A 19,671-nucleotide genomic window follows, 5' to 3' on the forward strand; every position below is an offset into this window, starting at 1 on the left:
GTCGATTGTTCCGTATTCAGTCGACATCAACCCAGTCTTCTACGCGTAACCCCGGAACGCGCTCGAACTCCCGCAGGTTGTTGGTGATCACGATAAACCCGCGTGAGCGTGCGTGCCCGGCAATCATTTGGTCGTATGGGCCTATGGGTGTGCCGGCCTTTGCCAGCTCGGATCGAATCATTCCGGTGTGTGCTGCTGCTTCGTTGTCGAAGGGGAGGACTTCAAGCCGGGCGACGAAGCCCTCGATGACCGCCAGGTTTTTTTCGGGGGCTGCCGATTTTTCCGCGCCGAAAATCAGCTCCATCAGCGTGACCGCACTGATGCACAGTTGGCCGTGATGACGATTGAACGCCTCCCGTACCACCTGTGGTTTGTTCTTGATGGTGAAGATGCAGATGTTGGTATCGAGCATGTACTTGATCATCAGAACGACTCACGTTCCTGATCGGCGGGTTGCTCGCGATCGGTCATGAAGTCTGCCGTGATGCTTTCGCCATCGAACCAGCTGTCCCAGGTTTCACCGGCGGGCGTGATGATGCGGCTTCGACCGACGGCAACGACGTCGACTCGTTTCACGTCGCTTGGCATGGCTACAGCTTTCGGCAGGCGAACGGCCTGGCTTCGATTGCTCATGAAAAGGGTTGTCTGTTCCATTTGGACCTCCTGCGCTTTTGCTGGCGCGATGAGTCAGAAGGATAGGTTTTGTGTTGGATATGTCAATGGGATATACGAGGTGCCTGACGGAAGGAGAGTGCTCGATTCAGAGCCAAAAAAAGGCCGCTGTCAGTGATGACGAGCGGCCGTTTTTGTTTGAATCGTAACCTTTATTCGGCTTTTTCTTCCGGAGCTTCCAGCGACTCGCGGTAGACATCCAGCGCAGCGCTGAAGTCAGCAATGAACTGCGGCTCGCTCAGCCATGCCTGGGCGGCGTCGCGGTCCATGCCGTCGGCCCACATGCGGTAGTCGATCAGCATGTCGGCGGCCAGGTGGGTGGCGGCCATGCCTTCGTCGTCGGCGTTTTCCATGTCCAGCAGTTCTGGATGGTCGATGATGATAAAGGCGAGGTTCGTCAGCAGCACCGAGAGCATTTCGCTGCGGCTGACCGCTTCGGCGTCGCGCATTTTGCTGAACATCGCCAGGGTGTATTCCGGGATCGGTTCGGCGAGGTGGCCAAGGTCATCGTCCAGCGCGGCGGGTTTGCGGCCGTGGATATTGATCTGTTTGGCTTTGGCTTTTGCACGCTTGGCGCGTTTCTGTTGCTTGTTCAGGGAGGCCATGGGAACTCAGTTCGGTTTCTGTTGGGTTTGCGCGGCAATGGCGTCGGACGCCGCCACGTAGTCAGCCTGGAAGGCCGGTGATTCGATCCATGCCAGGGCGCCGGCTTCGTCGGTTTCAGCGGACCATTGGCGATATTCGATCAGCGCGGCAAGGATGAAGTCTGTCGCTGTTTCCTCACCTTCCTGCTCCAGTACCAGTGCGATAAGCGGATGTTCCAAAAAGGCCGCGCACATGGCTTGCTGGCTGATTTTTTGTGCGTCGATCATCTCTTTGAACATGTCGGTCAGGTCCACCGATTCGAAGTCGATGCGATCGTCGTTCGGGTCCAGTTCCACCGGTGCAGCAGCCCGCTGGGTGCGGTTCTGCTTGGCCTTGGCCTTGGCGCGGGAGGCGCGTTTTTGCTGCTTGTTGGCGGAGGCCATGGGCGTCGTTCCGTATTCGTTGAAAGGGCAAAAGGCCCAGGGGGCGTTCTCAATTAGTTTTCGCGGCGTGAAAACTAATTGAGAGCGCCCCCTAGCTGCGTGGCACTCGCCGCCCGGGGGTATCGGGGGTCAGTTCGCCATTTTGCAGCCAGGCCAATGCAATGGGCCATAGTGTGGCTTGGTATGCGCTGCGAAAAAAGGCGAAATGTCCGACTTCTTCTTCGCCGATGTCTTCAGGGTGGATACGCAAGTGGGAGTTTGTGCTGCCGGTAAAGTAGCCGAGCAGGCGTTCGATGGCCGGGATCGTGCCGTAAGGGTCGTCGCTGATGCTGATGGCCAGGGTTTGCGCGGTGACACCGGCAAAGGGTAGCTGTCCGGCGGTTTTGCTGATTGTGCGGCTGCTGGAGCGCTTCTCGAAACGGGCGGTGGAGAGGCTCCAGTCACGGACCACGCCGGCGGGTGTGTCTTCCAGCCAGCCAAGGCGTTTGCCCGGAAAGTAGCCGTAGATCATCGTTACCAGTGGCATCAGTACATGCCACTTGCCGAACATGCGCCAGCGATGGGCCGGCGCATAGTCGCGCCAGTAGGCGAATTGCGCACCGACCGTCACCAGACGCCGGATCAGGTGCCCGGACGCCCCCAGGCCCGCTGCACAGCCGCCAAAGCTGTGGCCGACCACATCGATAGGCTGCCTTGGGAACTCACGCTGTGCGCGCTTGAGCATCGCCTCGAAATCCAGCGCTCCCCAATCGGTCCACGAGGCTTGAAGCCCCTTGAGCGATGCCGGCCGAGACTCGCCGATGCCGCGGTAGTCATAGGTGATGACATCGAAGCCGTGGGCGAACAGGTAGTCGGCGAAGCGCGAGTAATGGCGACAACGGACCGAGGTGGCGGCATTGATGATCACGACCGGACGAGCGGCGTCCCGAGAAGGGTGTCGCCAGGTGAAGCCACCGAGGATGAAACCGTCCGAGGCGGTTTCCTTGAACGATTTGCCGGGGGTGGTATCCGGCAGCGGCAACTCGATGGAAGTGGGGGCCAGTGGAGGCGTGTCCTGCAAATTCATCGGCGTCAGACCTTTGCGGGTAGCTGCCAACGATAGTCTTGATGCCGTTGATGAACAATCCATTCACCTCAACGCAATGATTGATCGAGCAGCCGTTCTTCAAGAGCCGCCCGTTCCCGATCCAGTTCGTTACGCAGTTCTTCCTCACTCGGCAGGACAAGCTTGTACTTGTTGGCGAGCAGTTGCTCGTTTCCGTCCTGCACGGAGTAACGCACCACGGATTCATCCTTTTGCGCACAGAGAATTATGCCGACGGTGGGGCTGTCTTGCGCGCTACGTTTGAGGTCGTCGTACATGCGCACGTACATGTCCATCTGCCCCACATCCTGATGGGTCAGTTCACCGCGCTTGATATCGAAGATGACGAAGCACTTGAGCAAGTAGTTGTAGAACACCAGGTCGATGTAGAAGTCTTTGCTGTCGGTACTGATGCGTTGCTGGCGGGCAATGAACGCAAAGCCCTTTCCCGGTTCCAGCAAGAAGCCCTGCAATTGTTCGATCAGCGCTTGTTCGATCTCGCTTTCCTGAAGTTTGCCTGCATTGGGTAAACCAAGAAACTCCAGTACCACCGGGTCACGGATGAAATCCCGAGGGCTGGCCTTCATGTTTTGAATGTTGGTGGCGGCCTCCTGCTTGAGACTGCCGCGATCGCGGCTCGCCAGCAGACGTTCGTAGTACAACGTATTGATCTGGCGCTCCAGGGCGCGGCTTGACCAGTTTTGGGTGGCTGATTCGTTCATGTACCAGAGACGAGCGCTGTCGTTGTCGACCCGAAGCAGGCGGCGGTAGTGGGTCCAGCTCAATTCGTGACGCAGTGCGTCACGAATTGGAAAGGCTTGATAGAACAGGCGCATATACCGAAGGTTGGAAGCGTCAAATCCCTTTCCGAATTCAGCAGTTAGCGCTTTGGCCAAGGTAGACAGTAACTCTTTGCCATACCTCGCCCGTCGTGCGCCGTTCTGTTCGAACTCAACGATGTGCCGACCAATTTGCCAACAGGTCTGCACCTGAACGGTATCGACCGCCCGAAGCACCTTCTGACGTGCCTGATGGATCAATTTGCCAAGGTTGCCAAGCAGTGATGCCAGATGTGGGTCGTGAGTGTCGTTGGATGTGAGGGCCGTCATGAGGTCTTCCGCAGCAGGTTGAACGGCGAAAGAGCATGACAAGTGAGCACCCTTCGAAGATGCCGGGAGTTACTGAGAAACAGGCAGGAAATAACGGGTTCTGCGGCAGGACGGGTCTGAGTCTGGGCGAGGGTTGAGGAACAAGTGGCGTAGTACGTTTCGTACTCAGGCCAAATCAATCCAAGACCCCTCCCACCAACAGGAAATCCAATGGATGTAACGATTGGGTACTGCAGAACCCGGGAGTCGTCATCATGAAATACCTCGATTCACTCCTGTTGCCCCTCACCGCCGTCAGCCTTGACGGGTCGGGGGAATGAATACATTCCGGATGTGAGCGTCGTCATCCAGCAGGCCCGGGGCCAGAAACGACAAAACCCGCGATCCCGGTGATGGATACGCGGGTTTTTTCAAATGAAGATTGAGAGTCTGGCGACATTGAGTGGGTGCATCGTCAGATCCCAGGCAAAAGGAAGCGCTGGTCATCACCGAGTGATGATCATAGCGAAGCCAGTGTCTGGATGAGTGCAACGCGTAAAGGGTTGGTTTCTACGCTCAGCAGCTTGATGGCCAAGGCGCAGCAGACCACGATCAACATAGGTTTGATCAGTCGTGGTCCGACCCGAACAGCGGCCCGTGCACCCAATTGAGCGCCGACGAAGGCTGCCAAAGCCATGGCAATGGCTACCGGCCAGATAATCACACCTTTGGTGATAAAGACCGACAGAGAACCGAGATTGCACGAGGCGTTGGCAAGTTTGGTAAAGCTCATGGCCCGCATCATGCCCAAGCCGCAGAGCAGTACGAATCCGACGATAAAGAAAGAGCCCACACCGGGGCCAAATATACCGTCGTAGAAGCCAAGAATCGGCGCCACGCTAAACGAAAAAAGCAGAATGCCGATTCTCTTGCGTCGATCTTCATTGGCCAGCTTTGGTGAGAGCGCAAAATAGATGGCCACCAGTATCAGCATGATAGGCACGCAAACTTCCAGGTAGCGCTTATCAATGGAGCTGACCAGCAAGGCACCACTGGCGCCGCCAATAAAACCGCAGACAACCAGGAAGCGGCCTTCGCGCCACTCGATCATTCCTTTGCGAGCAAAGGTTACAGTTGCCGAAACAGTTGCCGAAGCGGCCTGGAACTTGTTCGTGGCAATCGCACTGATGGGATCTACCCCAGCCAAAAACAGTGCCGGCAAGGTTATCAGTCCGCCCCCACCCGCAATCGCATCAAAAAAACCGGCGCAGAACGCCACGAGCGCCAATAGGCCAATTACATCCCAAGACATCCCAATCCCTCTTTTACAATTATTGGCAAGTCATCCACGTGACTGGCCACTCAACAGTCAGGGCGTGTGGCAAAAGTCAGCCCTGCAGCCTCAACGGGTCTTCTGAAATAACGATAGGAGATGAAAATTTCGACAGGCCAAAAATGCCCATTCTGTGCAAACCGACGATCAGCGTATGTCGTCCATTTCCGTTAAAGCATACTGAGCATTCTGACAGACCAGGGGCAACCAGGAATTACCGATATCCGATGCCTGAAGGCTTTTCGGGGCTCAGCCCCGGCAACCGATACAGGCGCTTACTGGCGTGGCGAGAGGAGGTGGGAATTGTCGCTTCGATGGTGGCTGGAGCAGTGCCTCGTCAAATCGCAGGCATAAAAAAACCCTGAATCTTTCGATTCAGGGTTTTCGGTATTTGGTGCCCAGAGACGGAATCGAACCGCCGACACGGGGATTTTCAATCCCCTGCTCTACCGACTGAGCTATCTGGGCAACGGGGCGCATTAAACGGGTTTTTCAGGGGGTCGTCAAGCAAGTTTTCAAAAAAAATTTAATTATTACCGTCGCTTACGTTCCGACCCCCGATAAATCGGGGTTATTCCGACGGCGGCACGTAGCCTTCGGCCTTGGCGTAATCCTCGCCGGAGAAGTACTTGTCCATCTCGCCCTGAAGATATTTGCGATCTTCGGCGTTCATCATGTTCAGGCGTTTTTCGTTGATCAGCAGGGTCTGGTGCTTCTGCCAGTCGGCCCAGGCCTTTTGCGAGACGTGGTCAAAAATGTCCTGGCCTTTGGCACCCGGGAAGGGAGCACGCTCCAGGCCTGGCAATTCTTCTTTGTACTTGCGGCACATGATGGTGCGGGTCATGACGACTCTCCTGCGTTCAATACGGCGGCCGCGCGTTCGAGCAAGGTCTTGACCGGGGCGGCAAGGCCCAGGCGCGGCGGGGTGGCGAGGTTATACCAGAGCCAGTCAGCCTCGGCCACGTGATGACCGGACTCCTGGACCTGAACCAGCCAGGGTTCGATGGATAATTGAAAATGGCTGAAGGTGTGCACCAGGCTCGGCAATGCCTGTTGGGTGCCCAGTTCCAGCGCGTGCTGCAATGCCAGATGCGACAGGTCGTCGAGGTCGTCGAGTTCCGGCAGGCTCCACAAACCGCCCCACAGGCCCGTGGACGGGCGACGGTAAAGCAGGATCGCGCCCTCGCCGTTGGCGAGCATCGGCATCAGCGTGCGTTTCTGCGGGATGGCTTTGCGCGGCTTGGGGATCGGGTAGCGGGTTTCCAGGCCGAGCATGTGCGCCTCGCAGCCCTTTTCCAGCGGGCACAGCAGGCAGCTCGGTTTGCTGCGGGTGCAGAGCGTGGCGCCCAGGTCCATCATCGCCTGGGTGTAGGCGTTGACGCGGGTCTGCGGTGTAAAGCGCTCAGCGTTGGCCCAGAGCTGTTTGGCGACCTTCGGTTCGCCGGGGTAGCCCTCTTGTGCAGTAAAGCGCGCCAGCACCCGTTTGACGTTGCCGTCGAGGATCGGCGCACGCAGACCCATGCTGATGCTGGCAATGGCGCCAGCGGTGGACAGGCCGATCCCCGGCAGATCAGTGAGTTTTTCCACGTCCCGGGGAAATTCGCCGCCGTACTGCTCGACGACGATTTTCGCGGTCTTCTGCAAATTGCGCGCGCGGGTGTAGTAACCCAGGCCCGTCCACAGGTGCAGCACTTCGTCTTCCGGTGCCGCCGCCAGGGCTTCGACCGTTGGCAACGAAGCCATGAAGCGGTCGAAGTAGTTCAGCACGGTGCTGACCTGGGTCTGCTGCAACATGATTTCCGAGACCCATACCCGATACGGGTTGATGTCCTGTTGCCAGGGCAAATCGTGACGGCCGTGGCGGTCAAACCAGTCCAGCACCGCCGTTGAAAACTGCTCGGCTCTCATCGCTTGAACAGCTCCTTGAGCGCGTCTTTGAGTTTCGGGTTGACCTTGTCGCCCCATTTCTCGTCGATTTTTTCGCTGATCCTGTCGCCAGCCAGTTTGGCCGCGACCTGGCTCATGCGGTCGTTATCCAGACGGCAAGCCTTGGCGCCCAGCTCCAGCGGGCCGCGGCAGCGCAGTGGCCACTCGATGCCGACAAACTTGTCGCCGACCTGACAGGCCGGGTCCGGCATGGCGCTGGTGTCGCCTTCGACGATGATGCCGACACGGTAGTCCATGCCCAGCACTCGCAGATCGATGTCACCATCACCGTTGACGGTCATGCCCGGGATGCGCACTTTCAGGTCGGGGTTGCTGGCCACGCCATTACGCAAGGTCAGGCTGCCCTTGAGCTCCTGGAAGGGAGTGTCCTTGCCCCGGGGCTCGCCGCTGAGGGTTTTGCGGTTGAGCGTGGCGATACCTTTGCACAGCTGTTGCTCAAGGTTGGCGTTGAGCAGCACGCCATTGTTGATGACGAAACTGGCGTTGCCGTTGAGGGTTTCGATCAACGCTTTCTGGCTGTTGCCGCTACCGGTCAGGCTGCTGTTGAGCGTGACCAGGCCTTTGACCGGCGGGTTCTTGCCCTGGCTTTCGAGGATTTTTTCTGCCGGTACCCGGCTGATCTTCGTCTGCAGGTTCAGCGCCGGCACTGGCTGGCGTACATCGAGCGTGCCGGTGGTTTCGAAGCTGCCCTCATAAAGATCGCCGCTCAGGTTGGCCAGCGTCAGCAGGCCGCCCTGGCCGGTGGCCTTGAGCGCCGCGTTATGGATCGGCAGTTTTTGCAGGGTCAACTGGCCGAAGGTCAGGTCGGCGTCCACATCGAGCTTGCTCAAGCGCTCCACGGGCAACAAGCGCTCACTGCTCCAGGCGTCCTTGGTCGGCGCGGGTGGCAACGGAGTGCTGCCGGCGCCGGCCATGGCATCGGCTTCGGTGCTGGCGACTTCGGCCTGACGCACTTGTGTCGCGCTATTGGCCTCGGCAGATTTCGGCGGCAGGTAACGGTCGACATTGAAGGTGTCGGCCTTGAGTGCTGCGCGCAACGATTGCTTGGCGAAGTCTTCGACGGCGATACGGCCGCTGAAGGTGCTGTCGTCGACTTTCAGGTTGAGGTCGTCGAGCGCCAGGCTGGTCGGTGTCGCTGCCAATCGGCTGACCAGCTCGACTTTGCTCAGGCTGCCTTCGGCCATGGCCGGGAGTTTCTGGCCGATGCTGTCGACGAATTTCGCCAGGTCGAACTGGGCAATCGAGATGCCGCCGCTGACTTGTGGAGTCTTGTCGAGGTCGTTGACCTTCAATTCACCCAGTGCCCGCAGTTGGTTGGCGGAGATCTTGATACCGGTCCATTCGGCAACGTTGGCGGCCTTGTCCAGCACCAGCTGGCCCTGGGCGGCGAACGTCATGGTCTTGCCTTGCAATGGGTCGCCGGTCACTTCGCCGGACAACCTCATGTCTTCGAACTGATAGCGCTGCAATGCACGTGCGATGCGCACCTCACCGTTGAGCTCGGTACGCACTCGCAATGCCGGCTGGTTGGCTGACAGGAAAGCCGTGAGCTTAAGCGGAATGTTGACGGAGTCGTGAACCGCACCGGTGCTCAACTGAATGCTTTCGGCGCTGAAGCTCTTGCCGGTTCGTTCGTCGGTGTATTCAACCCGTGCGTTGTTCACGGTCAGGCTGTCGATGTCCAGGCGAATCGGTTGCGGCGGTTTTTCCGCCGCGACGTTGGCTTCGGGCGCAGGTTCGCCAGCGGCCGGCGGGGTGCTGGTCGCGTCGGTGTTGGCCGGTGCCGGCAGCTTGCCGATGTCTTGCCAATTGCCGTGACCGTCCTTGTCGCGGTTCAGGCGCAGGTTCAGGCCTTCGACGCGCACGTCGCTCATCTGCACTTCGCGGCGCAGCAGCGGCAGTACGCGCACCGACAGGCCGAGCATCTGCAAGTCGGCGTACGGTTCGGTCGGTTTGACCATGGTCGCGACACTGGCGTCGTGCAACTCCAGGCCCAGCCACGGGAACAGGCTCCAGCCGATATCGCCATTGAGCGTCAGCTCGATGTGGGCCTTGTCGCGGGCAATCTGGCGAATCTCGTCTTTGTAGTCGTTGGGATCGAATATGTGGGTCAGGGCAAAGCCCAGCGCCACAATGATCAGCAACAACCCGAGAAGTACCAGACCCAGGATTTTGCCGAACGCTTTCATGGGCGAGTCCTTGTAATTAGTCGAATTCAAAATTTAGCCGAAGAGTATAGCGCCCCCGAACAGACGGCCGGTCAGCGATCACGTCGGCAGTACATCCAGCGGCAGTTTCAACTTGGCCGTCAGTGCTTGCGCCTCCAGATGCCCGGCAGGCGCCAGCAAGCGCAGGGTCATACCCGATTGCTCGGCCATTTTCCGGGCTTCGGCGACCAGTCGCTCGGCAACCCCACGGCGACGGGTAATTTTTCGCACACATATTTGGGACAAGTACCAGGCGTCTTGGTGCCTTTGCAGGCGGGCCGCGCCCAGTAGGCGATCATTGAAGCGTCCGGCGATCAGTGTGCCGTCGCGCAAACAGTCTTCGATCAACTGCGCTTCTCCGGAAAACGGCGCGAACAGCCAGTCCGGGGCGTCGTGGTAGATCTTGTGCAGGTCCTGCCGATCCTGGGCGGTGATTTGGTTCAGTGACTCGACAATGATCGGCATGGTGATTCCCGTGAGGTCATGAGGTGAGAGAGATCTGATGTCGTACAAAAAGATGATGTCATTTTGGTTTTTCTGTCATCTGCAGATGGTAACCTTTGCCCGTTCGTCCGTCCTGCTGCGAGCTGTTGTCGCACAACAAGGCACTCCAGCGAAAAAACGGTCATGTCTGCGTGCATCAAGGCCGGGAGTGAGCCGTGGCTGGCGAACCCTACTGATAATTGGGGGATACACAATGACCACGAGCATCACGGCGGACGGCTTCAGCGCCGACCAGCCTGCGTTCCTGTCCAAGGAACGGATCATCGCCAAGCCTGGTTTCAACCGCTGGCTGGTACCACCGGCCGCGTTGGCCATCCACTTGTGCATCGGCATGGCCTACGGCTTTTCGGTGTTCTGGTTGCCGCTGTCCAAGGCACTGGGCATCACCGCTCCGGTAGCCTGCGCGCCGGACATGAGTTTTATCGCGCAGGTCTTTTCGTCCCAGTGTGACTGGCCGATCTCGATGCTCGGCTGGATCTATACCCTGTTCTTCATCTTCCTGGGCTGCTCCGCAGCGATCTGGGGTGGCTGGCTGGAACACGCCGGGCCGCGCAAGGCCGGTGTTGTATCGGCGTTGTGCTGGTGCGGCGGCCTGCTGATCTCGGCACTGGGGGTGTATACCCACCAGATCTGGCTGATGTGGATCGGCTCCGGGGTCATTGGCGGTATCGGCCTGGGCCTGGGCTACATTTCGCCGGTGTCGACCCTGATCAAGTGGTTCCCGGACAAGCGAGGCATGGCGACTGGCATGGCGATCATGGGCTTCGGCGGCGGCGCAATGGTCGGTGCTCCACTGGCGGCGGCGTTGATGGGGCATTTCGCTTCGCCAACCAGCGTCGGCGTGTGGCAGAGCTTCCTGGTGATGGCCGCGATCTACTTCGTGTTCATGATCGGTGGCGCGTTGTCCTATCGCGTCCCACCAACCGGCTGGAAGCCTGAAGGCTGGACCGCCCCGGCGAAAAAAGCCTCGAACGCAATGATCACTCATCGTCATGTTCACGTGAATGTGGCCTGGAAGACGCCGCAGTTCCGTCTGGTGTGGCTGGTGCTGTGCCTGAACGTATCGGCCGGTATCGGCATCCTCGGCATGGCGTCGCCGCTGTTGCAGGAAGTGTTCGGTGGCAAGTTGCTGGGCAATGACCTGGCATTCGGTCAACTCGATGCTTCACAACTGGCTTCAATCGCCGCCATCGCTGCCGGTTTCACCGGTTTGCTGAGCCTGTTCAACATCGGCGGGCGTTTCTTCTGGGCTTCGTTCTCGGATTACCTGGGCCGCAAAAACACCTACTTCGTGTTCTTCGCCCTGGGTTTTGCCCTGTACGCACTGATTCCGAACCTCGGCCACCTGGGCAATGTCGCGCTGTTCGTGGCGGCGTTCTGCATCATCCTGTCGATGTATGGCGGTGGTTTCGCGACTGTTCCGGCGTATCTGGCGGACCTGTTCGGTACGCAAATGGTCGGTGCGATCCACGGTCGACTGCTGACGGCGTGGGCGGCTGCCGGTGTGCTCGGTCCAGTGCTGGTGAACTACCTGCGTGAATATCAGCTGAGCATCGGCGTCGAGCGCGCAGCGGCGTACGACATCACCCTGTACATCCTCGCCGGCCTGCTGGTGCTGGGTTTCCTGTGCAACCTGCTGGTGCGTCCGGTGGCGGACAAGTACTTCATGACCGACGCCGAACTGGCCGCCGAACAGGCATTGGGTCACGACAAAGGCGCTGACAGCAGCACGTCGCTGGAGTGGAAAGCCGCGCCGGGCACCAAGCCGCTGGCGGTTGCGGCGTGGCTGGTGGTGGGCATTCCGCTGGCGTGGGGTGTTTGGGTGACCTTGCAGAAGACGGCGGTGCTGTTTCACTAAGTAAAACGCACTCCCCCTGTAGGAGCGAGCCTGCTCGCGATAGCGGTCTGACAGTCGACAATGATGTTGAATGTGAGGGCCTCATCGCGAGCAGTCGAGCGTCGACCGGCTGCTCCTACAGTTGTTTTGGGTGTCTGAAATGGCTTGTATGGACATGTCTATCGTCGGCACCCCCGAATTCACTCCGTCAGGGATATCACCTCTCGTGTTTCTGTTTGGCGCCCGCACGCCTATAATGGCTGCCTTTTTCGCCCAATGATTTTGCGGAGCTGGTGATGGCCGAACGTAAGGCGTCTGTCGAGCGCGACACTCTGGAAACCCAGATCAAAGCCTCGATCAACCTCGATGGCACCGGAAAGGCCCGATTCGATATCGGTGTTCCTTTTCTTGAGCACATGCTGGACCAGATCGCCCGTCACGGGTTGATCGACCTGGATATTGTCAGCAAGGGCGACCTGCATATCGATGACCACCACACGGTGGAAGACGTCGGTATCACCCTCGGCCAGGCGTTTGCCAAAGCCATCGGCGACAAGAAAGGCATCCGTCGCTACGGCCACGCCTACGTGCCGCTCGATGAAGCGCTGTCGCGCGTGGTGATCGACTTCTCCGGTCGCCCAGGCCTGCAGATGCACGTGCCGTACACCCGCGCCACCGTAGGCGGCTTCGACGTTGACCTGTTCCAGGAGTTCTTCCAGGGTTTCGTCAACCATGCGCTGGTCAGCCTGCACATCGACAACCTGCGTGGCAGCAACACCCACCACCAGATCGAAACCGTGTTCAAGGCTTTCGGCCGCGCCCTGCGCATGGCCGTCGAGCTCGATGACCGCATGGCCGGGCAAATGCCATCGACCAAGGGCGTCCTGTAATGCAGACAGTCGCGGTTATCGATTACGGCATGGGCAACCTGCACTCGGTGGCCAAGGCCCTCGAGCACGTCGGTGCCGGCAAGGTGCTGATCACCAGCGATGCCAACGTGATTCGCGAAGCCGACCGGGTGGTTTTCCCCGGCGTCGGCGCGATTCGCGATTGCATGGCGGAGATCCGTCGCCTCGGCTTCGATTCGCTGGTGCGTGAAGTCAGCCAGGACCGTCCGTTCCTTGGTATCTGCGTGGGCATGCAAGCCTTGCTCGACACCAGCGAAGAGAACGATGGCGTCGACTGCATCGGCCTGTTCCCGGGCGCAGTGAAGTTCTTCGGCAAGGATCTGGTCGAAGACGGCGAACACCTGAAAGTCCCGCACATGGGCTGGAACGAAGTGAAGCAGAAGGTCAGTCACCCGCTGTGGCACGACATTCCGGACCTGGCGCGGTTCTACTTCGTGCACAGCTACTACATCGCTGCCGCCAACGCGCGGCAGGTGGTGGGTGGCGGTCACTACGGTGTCGATTTTGCCGCGGCGCTGGCCGAAGGCTCGCGTTTCGCCGTGCAGTTCCACCCGGAGAAAAGCCATACCCATGGCCTGCAGTTGCTGCAGAACTTCGCTGCGTGGGACGGTCGCTGGTAAATGGCAATCAAAAAGAAACCGCCGATTCTGACCCTCACTCCCGAGCAGGAGAACGAGGCCAATCGCAAGATCAAGCGTTTCATGGAAGACCGCTTCGAACTCGACCTCGGCTCGTTCGAGGCGGCTGAGATTCTTGAGCTGTTTACCCGTGAAATTGCTCCGCATTATTACAACAGGGCGATTTTCGATGTACAGGCGCACCTCAAAGAGAGGTTCGAAAGCATCGAAAGCGACCTGTGGGCGCTCGAGAAAAACTGATTTCCGAGCCAAGCTGAACATTCAAATTTGAAGGTTTGCCAGATGCTGATTATTCCCGCTATCGATCTTAAAGACGGTGCCTGTGTTCGTCTGCGCCAGGGCCGCATGGAAGATTCCACGGTGTTCTCCGATGACCCGGTGAGCATGGCTGCCAAGTGGGTGGAGGGCGGTTGCCGCCGTCTGCATCTGGTCGACCTGAACGGCGCTTTCGAAGGCCAGCCGGTCAACGGCGAAGTGGTGACGGCCATTGCCAGGCGCTACCCGAACCTGCCGATCCAGATCGGCGGCGGTATCCGTTCCCTGGAAACCATCGAGCACTATGTGAAAGCGGGCGTGAGCTACGTGATCATCGGCACCAAGGCCGTGAAAGATCCGGCCTTCGTCGCCGAAGCCTGCCGCGCGTTCCCGGGCAAGGTGATCGTTGGCCTGGACGCCAAGGACGGTTTCGTCGCCACCGATGGCTGGGCTGAGATCAGCACCATTCAGGTGATCGACCTGGCCAAGCAGTTCGAAGCCGACGGCGTGTCCGCCATCGTTTATACCGACATCGCCAAAGACGGCATGATGCAGGGCTGCAACGTACCGTTTACCGCCGCGCTGGCTGCTGCAACAAAGATCCCGGTGATCGCTTCCGGCGGCATCCACAACTTGGGTGACATCAAGACCCTGCTCGACGCCAAGGCGCCAGGCATCATCGGCGCGATCACCGGCCGGGCGATCTACGAAGGCACCCTCGATGTCGCCGAAGCGCAAGCTTTCTGCGATTCGTACAAAGGCTGAGGAAACGACCATGGCCCTGGCCAAACGCATCATCCCTTGCCTGGACGTGGACAACGGCCGGGTGGTCAAGGGTGTGAAGTTCGAAAACATCCGCGACGCCGGTGACCCGGTGGAAATTGCCCGTCGCTACGATGAGCAGGGCGCCGACGAGATTACCTTTCTCGACATCACCGCCAGCGTCGACGGCCGCGACACCACGCTGCACACCGTCGAACGCATGGCCAGCCAGGTGTTCATCCCACTGACCGTGGGTGGCGGCGTACGCACCGTGCAGGACATCCGCAACCTGCTCAATGCCGGCGCAGACAAGGTTTCGATCAACACCGCCGCGGTGTTCAACCCGGAATTCGTTGGCGAAGCCGCGCAGCATTTCGGTTCGCAATGCATAGTGGTAGCCATCGATGCGAAGAAGGTTTCCGGGCCGGGCGAAACCCCGCGCTGGGAAATCTTCACCCATGGCGGTCGCAAGCCAACCGGTCTCGATGCCGTTGAGTGGGCGAAGAAAATGGAAGGCCTGGGTGCCGGCGAAATCCTGCTGACCAGCATGGACCAGGACGGCATGAAAAACGGTTTCGACCTGGGCGTCACCCGCGCCATCAGCGATGCGCTGGGCATTCCGGTGATCGCCTCCGGCGGTGTCGGCAACCTGCAGCACCTGGCTGACGGTATTATCGAAGGCCACGCCAGTGCGGTATTGGCGGCAAGTATTTTCCACTTCGGCGAATACACCGTGCAGGAAGCCAAGGCCTATATGGCTCATCGCGGAATCGTGATGCGTTAAACATACAGGCTAGTGGACATCATGGCGGGCCCAAGGCACTCTTGGGTACGCCATGGATTTCGGTAGCCAGACATGCTTAAACGCTTTCTACTCGTTCTCGCCAGTGCCTCTCTGTTGTTCATTAACGGGGCACACGCTGCAGATCGTTCCGATACCGACCTGGTGTTGCTGACGGAAAACTTCCCGCCATACAACATGGCGAAGAACGGCAAGAACTTCGCTCAGGACGACAACATCAATGGCATCGCCACCGATATCGTCCGCGAGATCTTCAAGCGCGCCGACATTACCTACAGCCTGACGCTACGTTTCCCTTGGGAGCGAATCTACAAACTCGCCCTGGAGAAACCCGGGTATGGCGTGTTCGTCATGGCGCGACTGCCGGACCGCGAAAAGCTCTTCAAATGGGTCGGCCCGATTGGCCCGGACGACTGGATCATGCTGGCCAAGGCTGACAGCAAGATCACCCTCGAAACCTTGAATGACGCGCGCAAGTACAAGATCGGCGCCTACAAGGGTGACGCGATTGCCGAGACGCTGGCCAAGCAAGGCCTCAACCCGATCGTTGTGCTGCGTGATCAGGACAACGCGAAAAAACTGGTCAACGGCCAGATCGACCTGTGGGCCACCGGTGATCCTGCCGGGCGGTATCTGGCGCGGCAGGATGGTGTAACCGGACTCAAGACCGTGCTGCGATTCAACAGTGCCGAGCTGTACCTGGCGCTGAACAAGGACGTGCCGGACGAAACCGTCGCCAAGCTGCAAGCAGCACTGGATCAGCTGCGCAAGGAAGGCGTGGTCGACGAGATCATGGCGCGGTATCTCTGATACCCGGGTGGTAAAATTCTGTTCCCGCGGAACGTGTTATTGATCCGTAGTGGGTGGCGTTATCAGATCAAACCGCGTTGCAGAGGGTTGCAGGTCTGACTCATTGCTGGCGTAACTACATATTTTCAATGGGCTATCTGGCGACAGCAACTCGAGCTCCGCTGCTTTCTTGTACCGTGTATCTCGAAAGTCGGCACAGGGAGTGCTATCGACAAGGGTTGTATAGAAAAAATGCGAACTGAAATCAGGGTATGCACCTTTCCATTGCAGCGATGTGAATTTTTCATTGTAGCCAAACGCTGGTTCAGGAGCGGGTTCTGCAAGATGTGCAGCATGGGTGAATGCATTTTTCAGTAATGCCGTTGTAAGGTTTTTCTCTATTGAACGCACACCTATTATGCACAGTACATGCATGCGCGTTTCGGGACCTACAGAATCGTTGATATGACCCTTTGTAGCGCTGATTGCGGCGCTATAGCCTTCAGGTTTTTCGCAACTTTGCGCATCTCGTACAGTCTTGTATCGATAATATGGAGTATCGATACTGAATGTAAAATTCCATGTTGGCATAAGTTCATTGCCCGAAGGGTCAACTTCAGGCCGAAGCTTGGTCCTGAAAAACAAGCTCTCAAAGTCAACGTTCACGTTGATTTGTTGCAGGTCGCAGTTTTCAGTGCCATTGCTGAATATTCCATTTATGAAGCAGCTTGACAGGAACGCAGGTGAAAAACCGTAATGGCGTTCGGAAACGATGCTCGTGATTTGGTTTGTCTGCCGATCAACCATTGGGCTGCCTGAGCTTCCATAATCCAGATCCTTGCACTCGTTCACCAAACCTCCGGGAAATGCAGGTGGTACGCCTGAGATAGTCCTGGACACTTCCTGTGCGCAGGCACTCAAGCGCAGAGTCCTGTTGTTGAAGGTGCCGGGAGTTCCGACATTAAGCACATCATGAGAGAACAAGGGAGGCGTAGGTGAGAACTCGAGAGGCATGATCTGGTCTTGTAACAATGCAGACAGAGGATTTTCAAGCTCGAGTATCGCCAGATCCGTCCCCAGCATGCTTGTCCAGATGGCCGTACGAACTTTGTAAGTTTTGTGGTTGTCAGCTGTATCTTGAAAGTAATTGAAAGCCACGCTTGCATTTAGCTCATGATTCAACCTTGAAGTGCCATATTCAGCTACTACACAGTGGCCGGCAGTGATGACATAAGCGGGTGCAGTAGTCGTCCACCCAACACCCCGGGTATCGATCAACGCTGCGGTACAAGTACCATTGGGCGTACTGAGAAGCCCAACGCCGGTCCAGCGTGAATACTGGTTGTCATTGTTGGTTAACGATTGGGAGCGAGAACCGTTCTTTAAATTCTCTCCGAGATCTTTTTGTGCGGCTTCAGCGAACAAAAAGAAGTGACTGATAAAGTAAAGAATAAAACTGAGCTGTTTGAATTTCATGACCAATCCTTGGTTATGGATATTTGTGGTTTTGGGCAAGCAGACACGAATGACTACTGCGTCATTTAAAGTCTCGACGTAGTGTGATCATTATTCAAAGGGGTAGGTGGTACATATTTATAGAGTCGGCCACAGCGCAATGACCGGCGCAAAGTCCTTGCGCAATGAATCCGTCAGCCTGGAGGTGGTGGTAAACAAACAAATGGGTCAATTACCGTGCGGGGTCCGGTAAATGCCGTCCTTCCCATGCCCAGCCATCGCCCGATTGCCCCGCACGCTGATCATCATTTTGATATCGATCCAGTCAATTCCCTGAGCTTTCAGCTTGGGCAGTTCACGCTCCAGCACCGCCAACGTCTGCGGATACGGATGCCCGATCATCACTGCCGAACCCTGCTTGCGCGCCAGGCTGATTGCAGTCTGTAGCTGCGTGAAGATCGCCGCTTCCGTTGGCTCGTCATCCAGAAACACATCCCGCGAAACACTCGCCAAACCAACCTTCTGCGCCTCGGCGGCCGCCACCGTCTGAGCGCTGGTACGGCTGTCGACAAAGAACTTGTGCCGACGTTGCAACTCGGCCATCAGCCAGGCCATGGCCGGTTGCTGGGCGGTCATGCGGCTGCCCATGTGGTTGTTGATGCCGCTGGTGTACGGGACCATATTGAACGCGGCGTTCAGGCGTTTTTCCAGCTCCTCGACGGGCAGCTCGGGATGCCAGGCGAACGGTCCGGTGGCCGGATCCATAGGCATGTGCAGAATGACGATCTTGCCGGCGCGATGGGCTTCGCGGGCGAATTCGGTGGCGTGGGGCGTGTCGGGCATGATTGCCGTGGTCACCGGGCCGGGCAGGGCCAGCACGCGGCGATCCCGGGGCAGGTTCTGCCCCAGGTCATCGATGATCAGACTCAGGTAGGCTTTGTGGGGCGTCGATCCGACGGGTTCTGCGTGAGCAACCCCCGCCAGACAACACAACAGCCCGATCAGCAACCGCAGAAGCATCTCAACGGCCGGACGTGATGCTCAGCCCTTTGAGCAGGCTCAGGGCCTGGGCCAATTGGTAATCGTCGTCCTGCGGCATCGGCTTGGCTTTGCCGCTGGAACCGGTCGGTTTGTCGGCGCCGCCGTTGCCATTGCCCAGGTGGCCCTGCAAGTCGGCTTCCTTGAAGTAGTCGCCGTCTTGCTCGCTGGTGATCTTGGCCTTGCGCACTTCGATGTCCGGGACGATGCCCTGGGCCTGGATGGAGCGGCCGTTCGGTGTGTAATACAACGCCGTGGTGATCTTCAATGCGCGCTCGTTGTTGAGCGGCAGAACCGTCTGTACCGAGCCTTTGCCGAAACTGGTGGTGCCCATCAGCACGGCGCGTTTCTGGTCCTGCAGGGCGCCGGCGACAATTTCCGAAGCCGAAGCGCTGCCGCCGTTGATCAGCACGACCATTGGCACGGCTTCGCTTTCGTCCTTGCCGGTGGCAGAGAAGCGCAGCTCGGAGTTGGCAATACGGCCCTTGGTGTAAACGATCAGGCCCTTGGTGATGAAGTGGTCGACCACTTCGACCGCCGCCTGCAGCACCCCGCCCGGGTTGTTGCGCAGGTCGAGAATGATGCCCTTGAGCTTCTTGCCGTTGTCCTTGCGCAGCTTGGCCAGGGCCTTGGAAACCTCTTCGCCGGTCTTGACCTGGAACTGGGTGATGCGGATATAGCCGTAGCCCGATTCCAGCAGCTGGCTCTTCACGCTCTTCACCTGAATGACGGCGCGGGTCAGGGTCACGTCGAACGGTGTGCCGCCGTCGCGCACCAGGGTCAGGGTGATTTTCTGGCCGATCTTGCCGCGCATCTTGTCCACGGCTTCGGTCATGCTCTGGCCACGGGTCGGTTGGCCGTTGATCTTGACGATGAAGTCACCGGCCTGGATGCCGGCCTTGGAGGCCGGGGTGTCATCGATGGGCGAAACCACCTTGATGAAGCCGTCTTCGGCGCCGACTTCGATACCCAGGCCACCGAATTCCCCGCTGGTGCTTTCCTGCAACTCGGCGAAATCTTCAGGGCCGAGGTAGGCCGAATGCGGATCGAGGTTGCTGAGCATGCCCTTGATGGCGTTTTCCAGCAGGGTCTTGTCATCCACCGGTTCGACATAAGCGGCTTTGATCCGGTCCATCACCTCGGCAAAGGTACGCAACTCATCCAGCGGCAGTGGCGCCTTGGTGGTCGCAGCAGTGCCCGCAGGCGCAACCGCCGGGGCTGGTTGAGCGGCAAACGCCAGAGGCGCGCCGATCACCAGGGCGATCGTCAGGGCCAACGAGGTAAGGCGGGACAAATGCAGCATGTCTAACAAACTCCTGAATTA

21 protein-coding genes and 1 tRNA gene are annotated in these 19,671 nt (G+C 58.5%); 7 read left to right on the forward strand and 15 right to left on the reverse strand.

Annotated elements, in window-relative coordinates:
- Nucleotides 1-16: 16 nt before the first annotated feature.
- The 12 genes from vapC to AC1DU9_RS00730 form a co-directional block, all read right to left on the reverse strand.
- A complete protein-coding gene (vapC, locus tag AC1DU9_RS00675; protein ID WP_477809636.1) occupies nucleotides 17-424 on the reverse strand; it encodes a type II toxin-antitoxin system tRNA(fMet)-specific endonuclease VapC in 408 nt (135 codons plus the stop codon).
- On the reverse strand, nucleotides 424-654 hold the full coding sequence (gene vapB, locus AC1DU9_RS00680; protein ID WP_056725827.1) for a type II toxin-antitoxin system VapB family antitoxin: 231 nt from the start codon (nucleotides 652-654) through the stop codon (nucleotides 424-426). The genes vapC and vapB overlap by 1 nt, the downstream gene beginning before the upstream one ends.
- Nucleotides 655-824: 170 nt before the next feature.
- The gene (locus AC1DU9_RS00685; RefSeq protein ID WP_223457869.1) at nucleotides 825-1,277 is read right to left on the reverse strand and encodes a hypothetical protein; all 453 of its coding nucleotides are present in this window, start codon (nucleotides 1,275-1,277) and stop codon (nucleotides 825-827) included.
- Nucleotides 1,278-1,283: 6 nt separating this feature from the next.
- Entirely contained in the window at nucleotides 1,284-1,700 is a 417-nt protein-coding gene (locus AC1DU9_RS00690; RefSeq protein WP_008046520.1) for a hypothetical protein, read from the reverse strand.
- A 91-nt stretch (nucleotides 1,701-1,791) separates the two neighbouring features.
- On the reverse strand, nucleotides 1,792-2,766 hold the full coding sequence (locus tag AC1DU9_RS00695) for an alpha/beta hydrolase family protein (protein WP_477809637.1): 975 nt from the start codon (nucleotides 2,764-2,766) through the stop codon (nucleotides 1,792-1,794).
- Nucleotides 2,767-2,834: 68 nt separating this feature from the next.
- Entirely contained in the window at nucleotides 2,835-3,893 is a 1,059-nt protein-coding gene (locus AC1DU9_RS00700) for a PDDEXK nuclease domain-containing protein (protein WP_223457867.1), read from the reverse strand.
- 499 nt (nucleotides 3,894-4,392) lie between these two features.
- Nucleotides 4,393-5,184: a TSUP family transporter gene (locus AC1DU9_RS00705; protein ID WP_223457866.1), complete on the reverse strand. Its 792-nt coding sequence runs from the start codon at nucleotides 5,182-5,184 to the stop codon at nucleotides 4,393-4,395.
- Between the two features lie 413 nt (nucleotides 5,185-5,597).
- A tRNA-Phe gene (locus tag AC1DU9_RS00710) sits at nucleotides 5,598-5,673 on the reverse strand.
- 103 nt (nucleotides 5,674-5,776) lie between these two features.
- Complete coding sequence (locus tag AC1DU9_RS00715; protein ID WP_007989188.1) at nucleotides 5,777-6,049, reverse strand: oxidative damage protection protein; 273 nt, start codon at nucleotides 6,047-6,049, stop codon at nucleotides 5,777-5,779.
- Complete coding sequence (gene mutY / locus AC1DU9_RS00720; RefSeq protein WP_477809638.1) at nucleotides 6,046-7,113, reverse strand: A/G-specific adenine glycosylase; 1,068 nt, start codon at nucleotides 7,111-7,113, stop codon at nucleotides 6,046-6,048. Before mutY ends, AC1DU9_RS00715 begins: the two co-directional genes overlap by 4 nt.
- A complete protein-coding gene (locus tag AC1DU9_RS00725; RefSeq protein WP_477809639.1) occupies nucleotides 7,110-9,341 on the reverse strand; it encodes an AsmA family protein in 2,232 nt (743 codons plus the stop codon). Before AC1DU9_RS00725 ends, mutY begins: the two co-directional genes overlap by 4 nt.
- 78 nt (nucleotides 9,342-9,419) lie before the next feature.
- Nucleotides 9,420-9,824: an acetyl-CoA sensor PanZ family protein gene (locus tag AC1DU9_RS00730; protein ID WP_223457863.1), complete on the reverse strand. Its 405-nt coding sequence runs from the start codon at nucleotides 9,822-9,824 to the stop codon at nucleotides 9,420-9,422.
- Between the two features lie 232 nt (nucleotides 9,825-10,056).
- Here AC1DU9_RS00730 and AC1DU9_RS00735 point away from each other — a divergent pair, with 232 nt between their 5' ends.
- From AC1DU9_RS00735 to AC1DU9_RS00765, 7 genes are all read left to right on the forward strand, one after another.
- Nucleotides 10,057-11,721, forward strand: a complete 1,665-nt coding sequence (locus AC1DU9_RS00735; protein WP_223457862.1) for an OFA family MFS transporter — start codon at nucleotides 10,057-10,059, stop codon at nucleotides 11,719-11,721.
- A 275-nt stretch (nucleotides 11,722-11,996) separates the two neighbouring features.
- On the forward strand, nucleotides 11,997-12,590 hold the full coding sequence (gene hisB / locus AC1DU9_RS00740; RefSeq protein WP_223457860.1) for an imidazoleglycerol-phosphate dehydratase HisB: 594 nt from the start codon (nucleotides 11,997-11,999) through the stop codon (nucleotides 12,588-12,590).
- Entirely contained in the window at nucleotides 12,590-13,228 is a 639-nt protein-coding gene (hisH, locus tag AC1DU9_RS00745; RefSeq protein WP_007972757.1) for an imidazole glycerol phosphate synthase subunit HisH, read from the forward strand. Before hisB ends, hisH begins: the two co-directional genes overlap by 1 nt.
- Nucleotides 13,229-13,486: a DUF2164 domain-containing protein gene (locus AC1DU9_RS00750; RefSeq protein ID WP_223457858.1), complete on the forward strand. Its 258-nt coding sequence runs from the start codon at nucleotides 13,229-13,231 to the stop codon at nucleotides 13,484-13,486. It abuts the gene before it with no gap.
- A 42-nt stretch (nucleotides 13,487-13,528) separates the two neighbouring features.
- Nucleotides 13,529-14,266, forward strand: coding sequence for a 1-(5-phosphoribosyl)-5-[(5-phosphoribosylamino)methylideneamino]imidazole-4-carboxamide isomerase (gene hisA, locus AC1DU9_RS00755; RefSeq protein ID WP_020795736.1), 738 nt, complete (start codon nucleotides 13,529-13,531; stop codon nucleotides 14,264-14,266).
- A 10-nt stretch (nucleotides 14,267-14,276) separates the two neighbouring features.
- Nucleotides 14,277-15,047: an imidazole glycerol phosphate synthase subunit HisF gene (gene hisF / locus AC1DU9_RS00760; RefSeq protein ID WP_007972752.1), complete on the forward strand. Its 771-nt coding sequence runs from the start codon at nucleotides 14,277-14,279 to the stop codon at nucleotides 15,045-15,047.
- Between the two features lie 72 nt (nucleotides 15,048-15,119).
- The gene (locus AC1DU9_RS00765; RefSeq protein WP_223457856.1) at nucleotides 15,120-15,875 is read left to right on the forward strand and encodes a substrate-binding periplasmic protein; all 756 of its coding nucleotides are present in this window, start codon (nucleotides 15,120-15,122) and stop codon (nucleotides 15,873-15,875) included.
- A gap of 36 nt (nucleotides 15,876-15,911) precedes the next feature.
- Here the strand turns inward: AC1DU9_RS00765 and AC1DU9_RS00770 are convergent, their stop codons facing one another.
- The 3 genes from AC1DU9_RS00770 to AC1DU9_RS00780 form a co-directional block, all read right to left on the reverse strand.
- Nucleotides 15,912-17,330, reverse strand: a complete 1,419-nt coding sequence (locus tag AC1DU9_RS00770) for a trypsin-like serine peptidase (RefSeq protein WP_477809640.1) — start codon at nucleotides 17,328-17,330, stop codon at nucleotides 15,912-15,914.
- 207 nt (nucleotides 17,331-17,537) lie between these two features.
- Nucleotides 17,538-18,329, reverse strand: a complete 792-nt coding sequence (locus AC1DU9_RS00775; RefSeq protein WP_477809641.1) for a divergent polysaccharide deacetylase family protein — start codon at nucleotides 18,327-18,329, stop codon at nucleotides 17,538-17,540.
- Nucleotide 18,330: 1 nt separating this feature from the next.
- Nucleotides 18,331-19,650, reverse strand: a complete 1,320-nt coding sequence (locus AC1DU9_RS00780; RefSeq protein WP_223457849.1) for a S41 family peptidase — start codon at nucleotides 19,648-19,650, stop codon at nucleotides 18,331-18,333.
- Nucleotides 19,651-19,671: the final 21 nt, after the last annotated feature.

The sequence above is a fragment of the Pseudomonas sp. P4_C1 genome (assembly GCF_056402155.1).

Bases quoted from the DNA above. Each gene is read 5' to 3' on its own strand.
- vapC (WP_477809636.1), bottom strand. From the start codon at position 424: ATGATCAAGTACATGCTCGATACCAACATCTGCATCTTCACCATCAAG.
- vapB (WP_056725827.1), bottom strand. From the start codon at position 654: ATGGAACAGACAACCCTTTTCATGAGCAATCGAAGCCAGGCCGTTCGC.
- AC1DU9_RS00685 (WP_223457869.1), bottom strand. From the start codon at position 1,277: ATGGCCTCCCTGAACAAGCAACAGAAACGCGCCAAGCGTGCAAAAGCC.
- AC1DU9_RS00690 (WP_008046520.1), bottom strand. From the start codon at position 1,700: ATGGCCTCCGCCAACAAGCAGCAAAAACGCGCCTCCCGCGCCAAGGCC.
- AC1DU9_RS00695 (WP_477809637.1), bottom strand. From the start codon at position 2,766: ATGAATTTGCAGGACACGCCTCCACTGGCCCCCACTTCCATCGAGTTG.
- AC1DU9_RS00700 (WP_223457867.1), bottom strand. From the start codon at position 3,893: ATGACGGCCCTCACATCCAACGACACTCACGACCCACATCTGGCATCA.
- AC1DU9_RS00705 (WP_223457866.1), bottom strand. From the start codon at position 5,184: ATGTCTTGGGATGTAATTGGCCTATTGGCGCTCGTGGCGTTCTGCGCC.
- AC1DU9_RS00715 (WP_007989188.1), bottom strand. From the start codon at position 6,049: ATGACCCGCACCATCATGTGCCGCAAGTACAAAGAAGAATTGCCAGGC.
- mutY (WP_477809638.1), bottom strand. From the start codon at position 7,113: ATGAGAGCCGAGCAGTTTTCAACGGCGGTGCTGGACTGGTTTGACCGC.
- AC1DU9_RS00725 (WP_477809639.1), bottom strand. From the start codon at position 9,341: ATGAAAGCGTTCGGCAAAATCCTGGGTCTGGTACTTCTCGGGTTGTTG.
- AC1DU9_RS00730 (WP_223457863.1), bottom strand. From the start codon at position 9,824: ATGCCGATCATTGTCGAGTCACTGAACCAAATCACCGCCCAGGATCGG.
- AC1DU9_RS00735 (WP_223457862.1), top strand. From the start codon at position 10,057: ATGACCACGAGCATCACGGCGGACGGCTTCAGCGCCGACCAGCCTGCG.
- hisB (WP_223457860.1), top strand. From the start codon at position 11,997: ATGGCCGAACGTAAGGCGTCTGTCGAGCGCGACACTCTGGAAACCCAG.
- hisH (WP_007972757.1), top strand. From the start codon at position 12,590: ATGCAGACAGTCGCGGTTATCGATTACGGCATGGGCAACCTGCACTCG.
- AC1DU9_RS00750 (WP_223457858.1), top strand. From the start codon at position 13,229: ATGGCAATCAAAAAGAAACCGCCGATTCTGACCCTCACTCCCGAGCAG.
- hisA (WP_020795736.1), top strand. From the start codon at position 13,529: ATGCTGATTATTCCCGCTATCGATCTTAAAGACGGTGCCTGTGTTCGT.
- hisF (WP_007972752.1), top strand. From the start codon at position 14,277: ATGGCCCTGGCCAAACGCATCATCCCTTGCCTGGACGTGGACAACGGC.
- AC1DU9_RS00765 (WP_223457856.1), top strand. From the start codon at position 15,120: ATGCTTAAACGCTTTCTACTCGTTCTCGCCAGTGCCTCTCTGTTGTTC.
- AC1DU9_RS00770 (WP_477809640.1), bottom strand. From the start codon at position 17,330: ATGAAATTCAAACAGCTCAGTTTTATTCTTTACTTTATCAGTCACTTC.
- AC1DU9_RS00775 (WP_477809641.1), bottom strand. From the start codon at position 18,329: ATGCTTCTGCGGTTGCTGATCGGGCTGTTGTGTTGTCTGGCGGGGGTT.
- AC1DU9_RS00780 (WP_223457849.1), bottom strand. From the start codon at position 19,650: ATGCTGCATTTGTCCCGCCTTACCTCGTTGGCCCTGACGATCGCCCTG.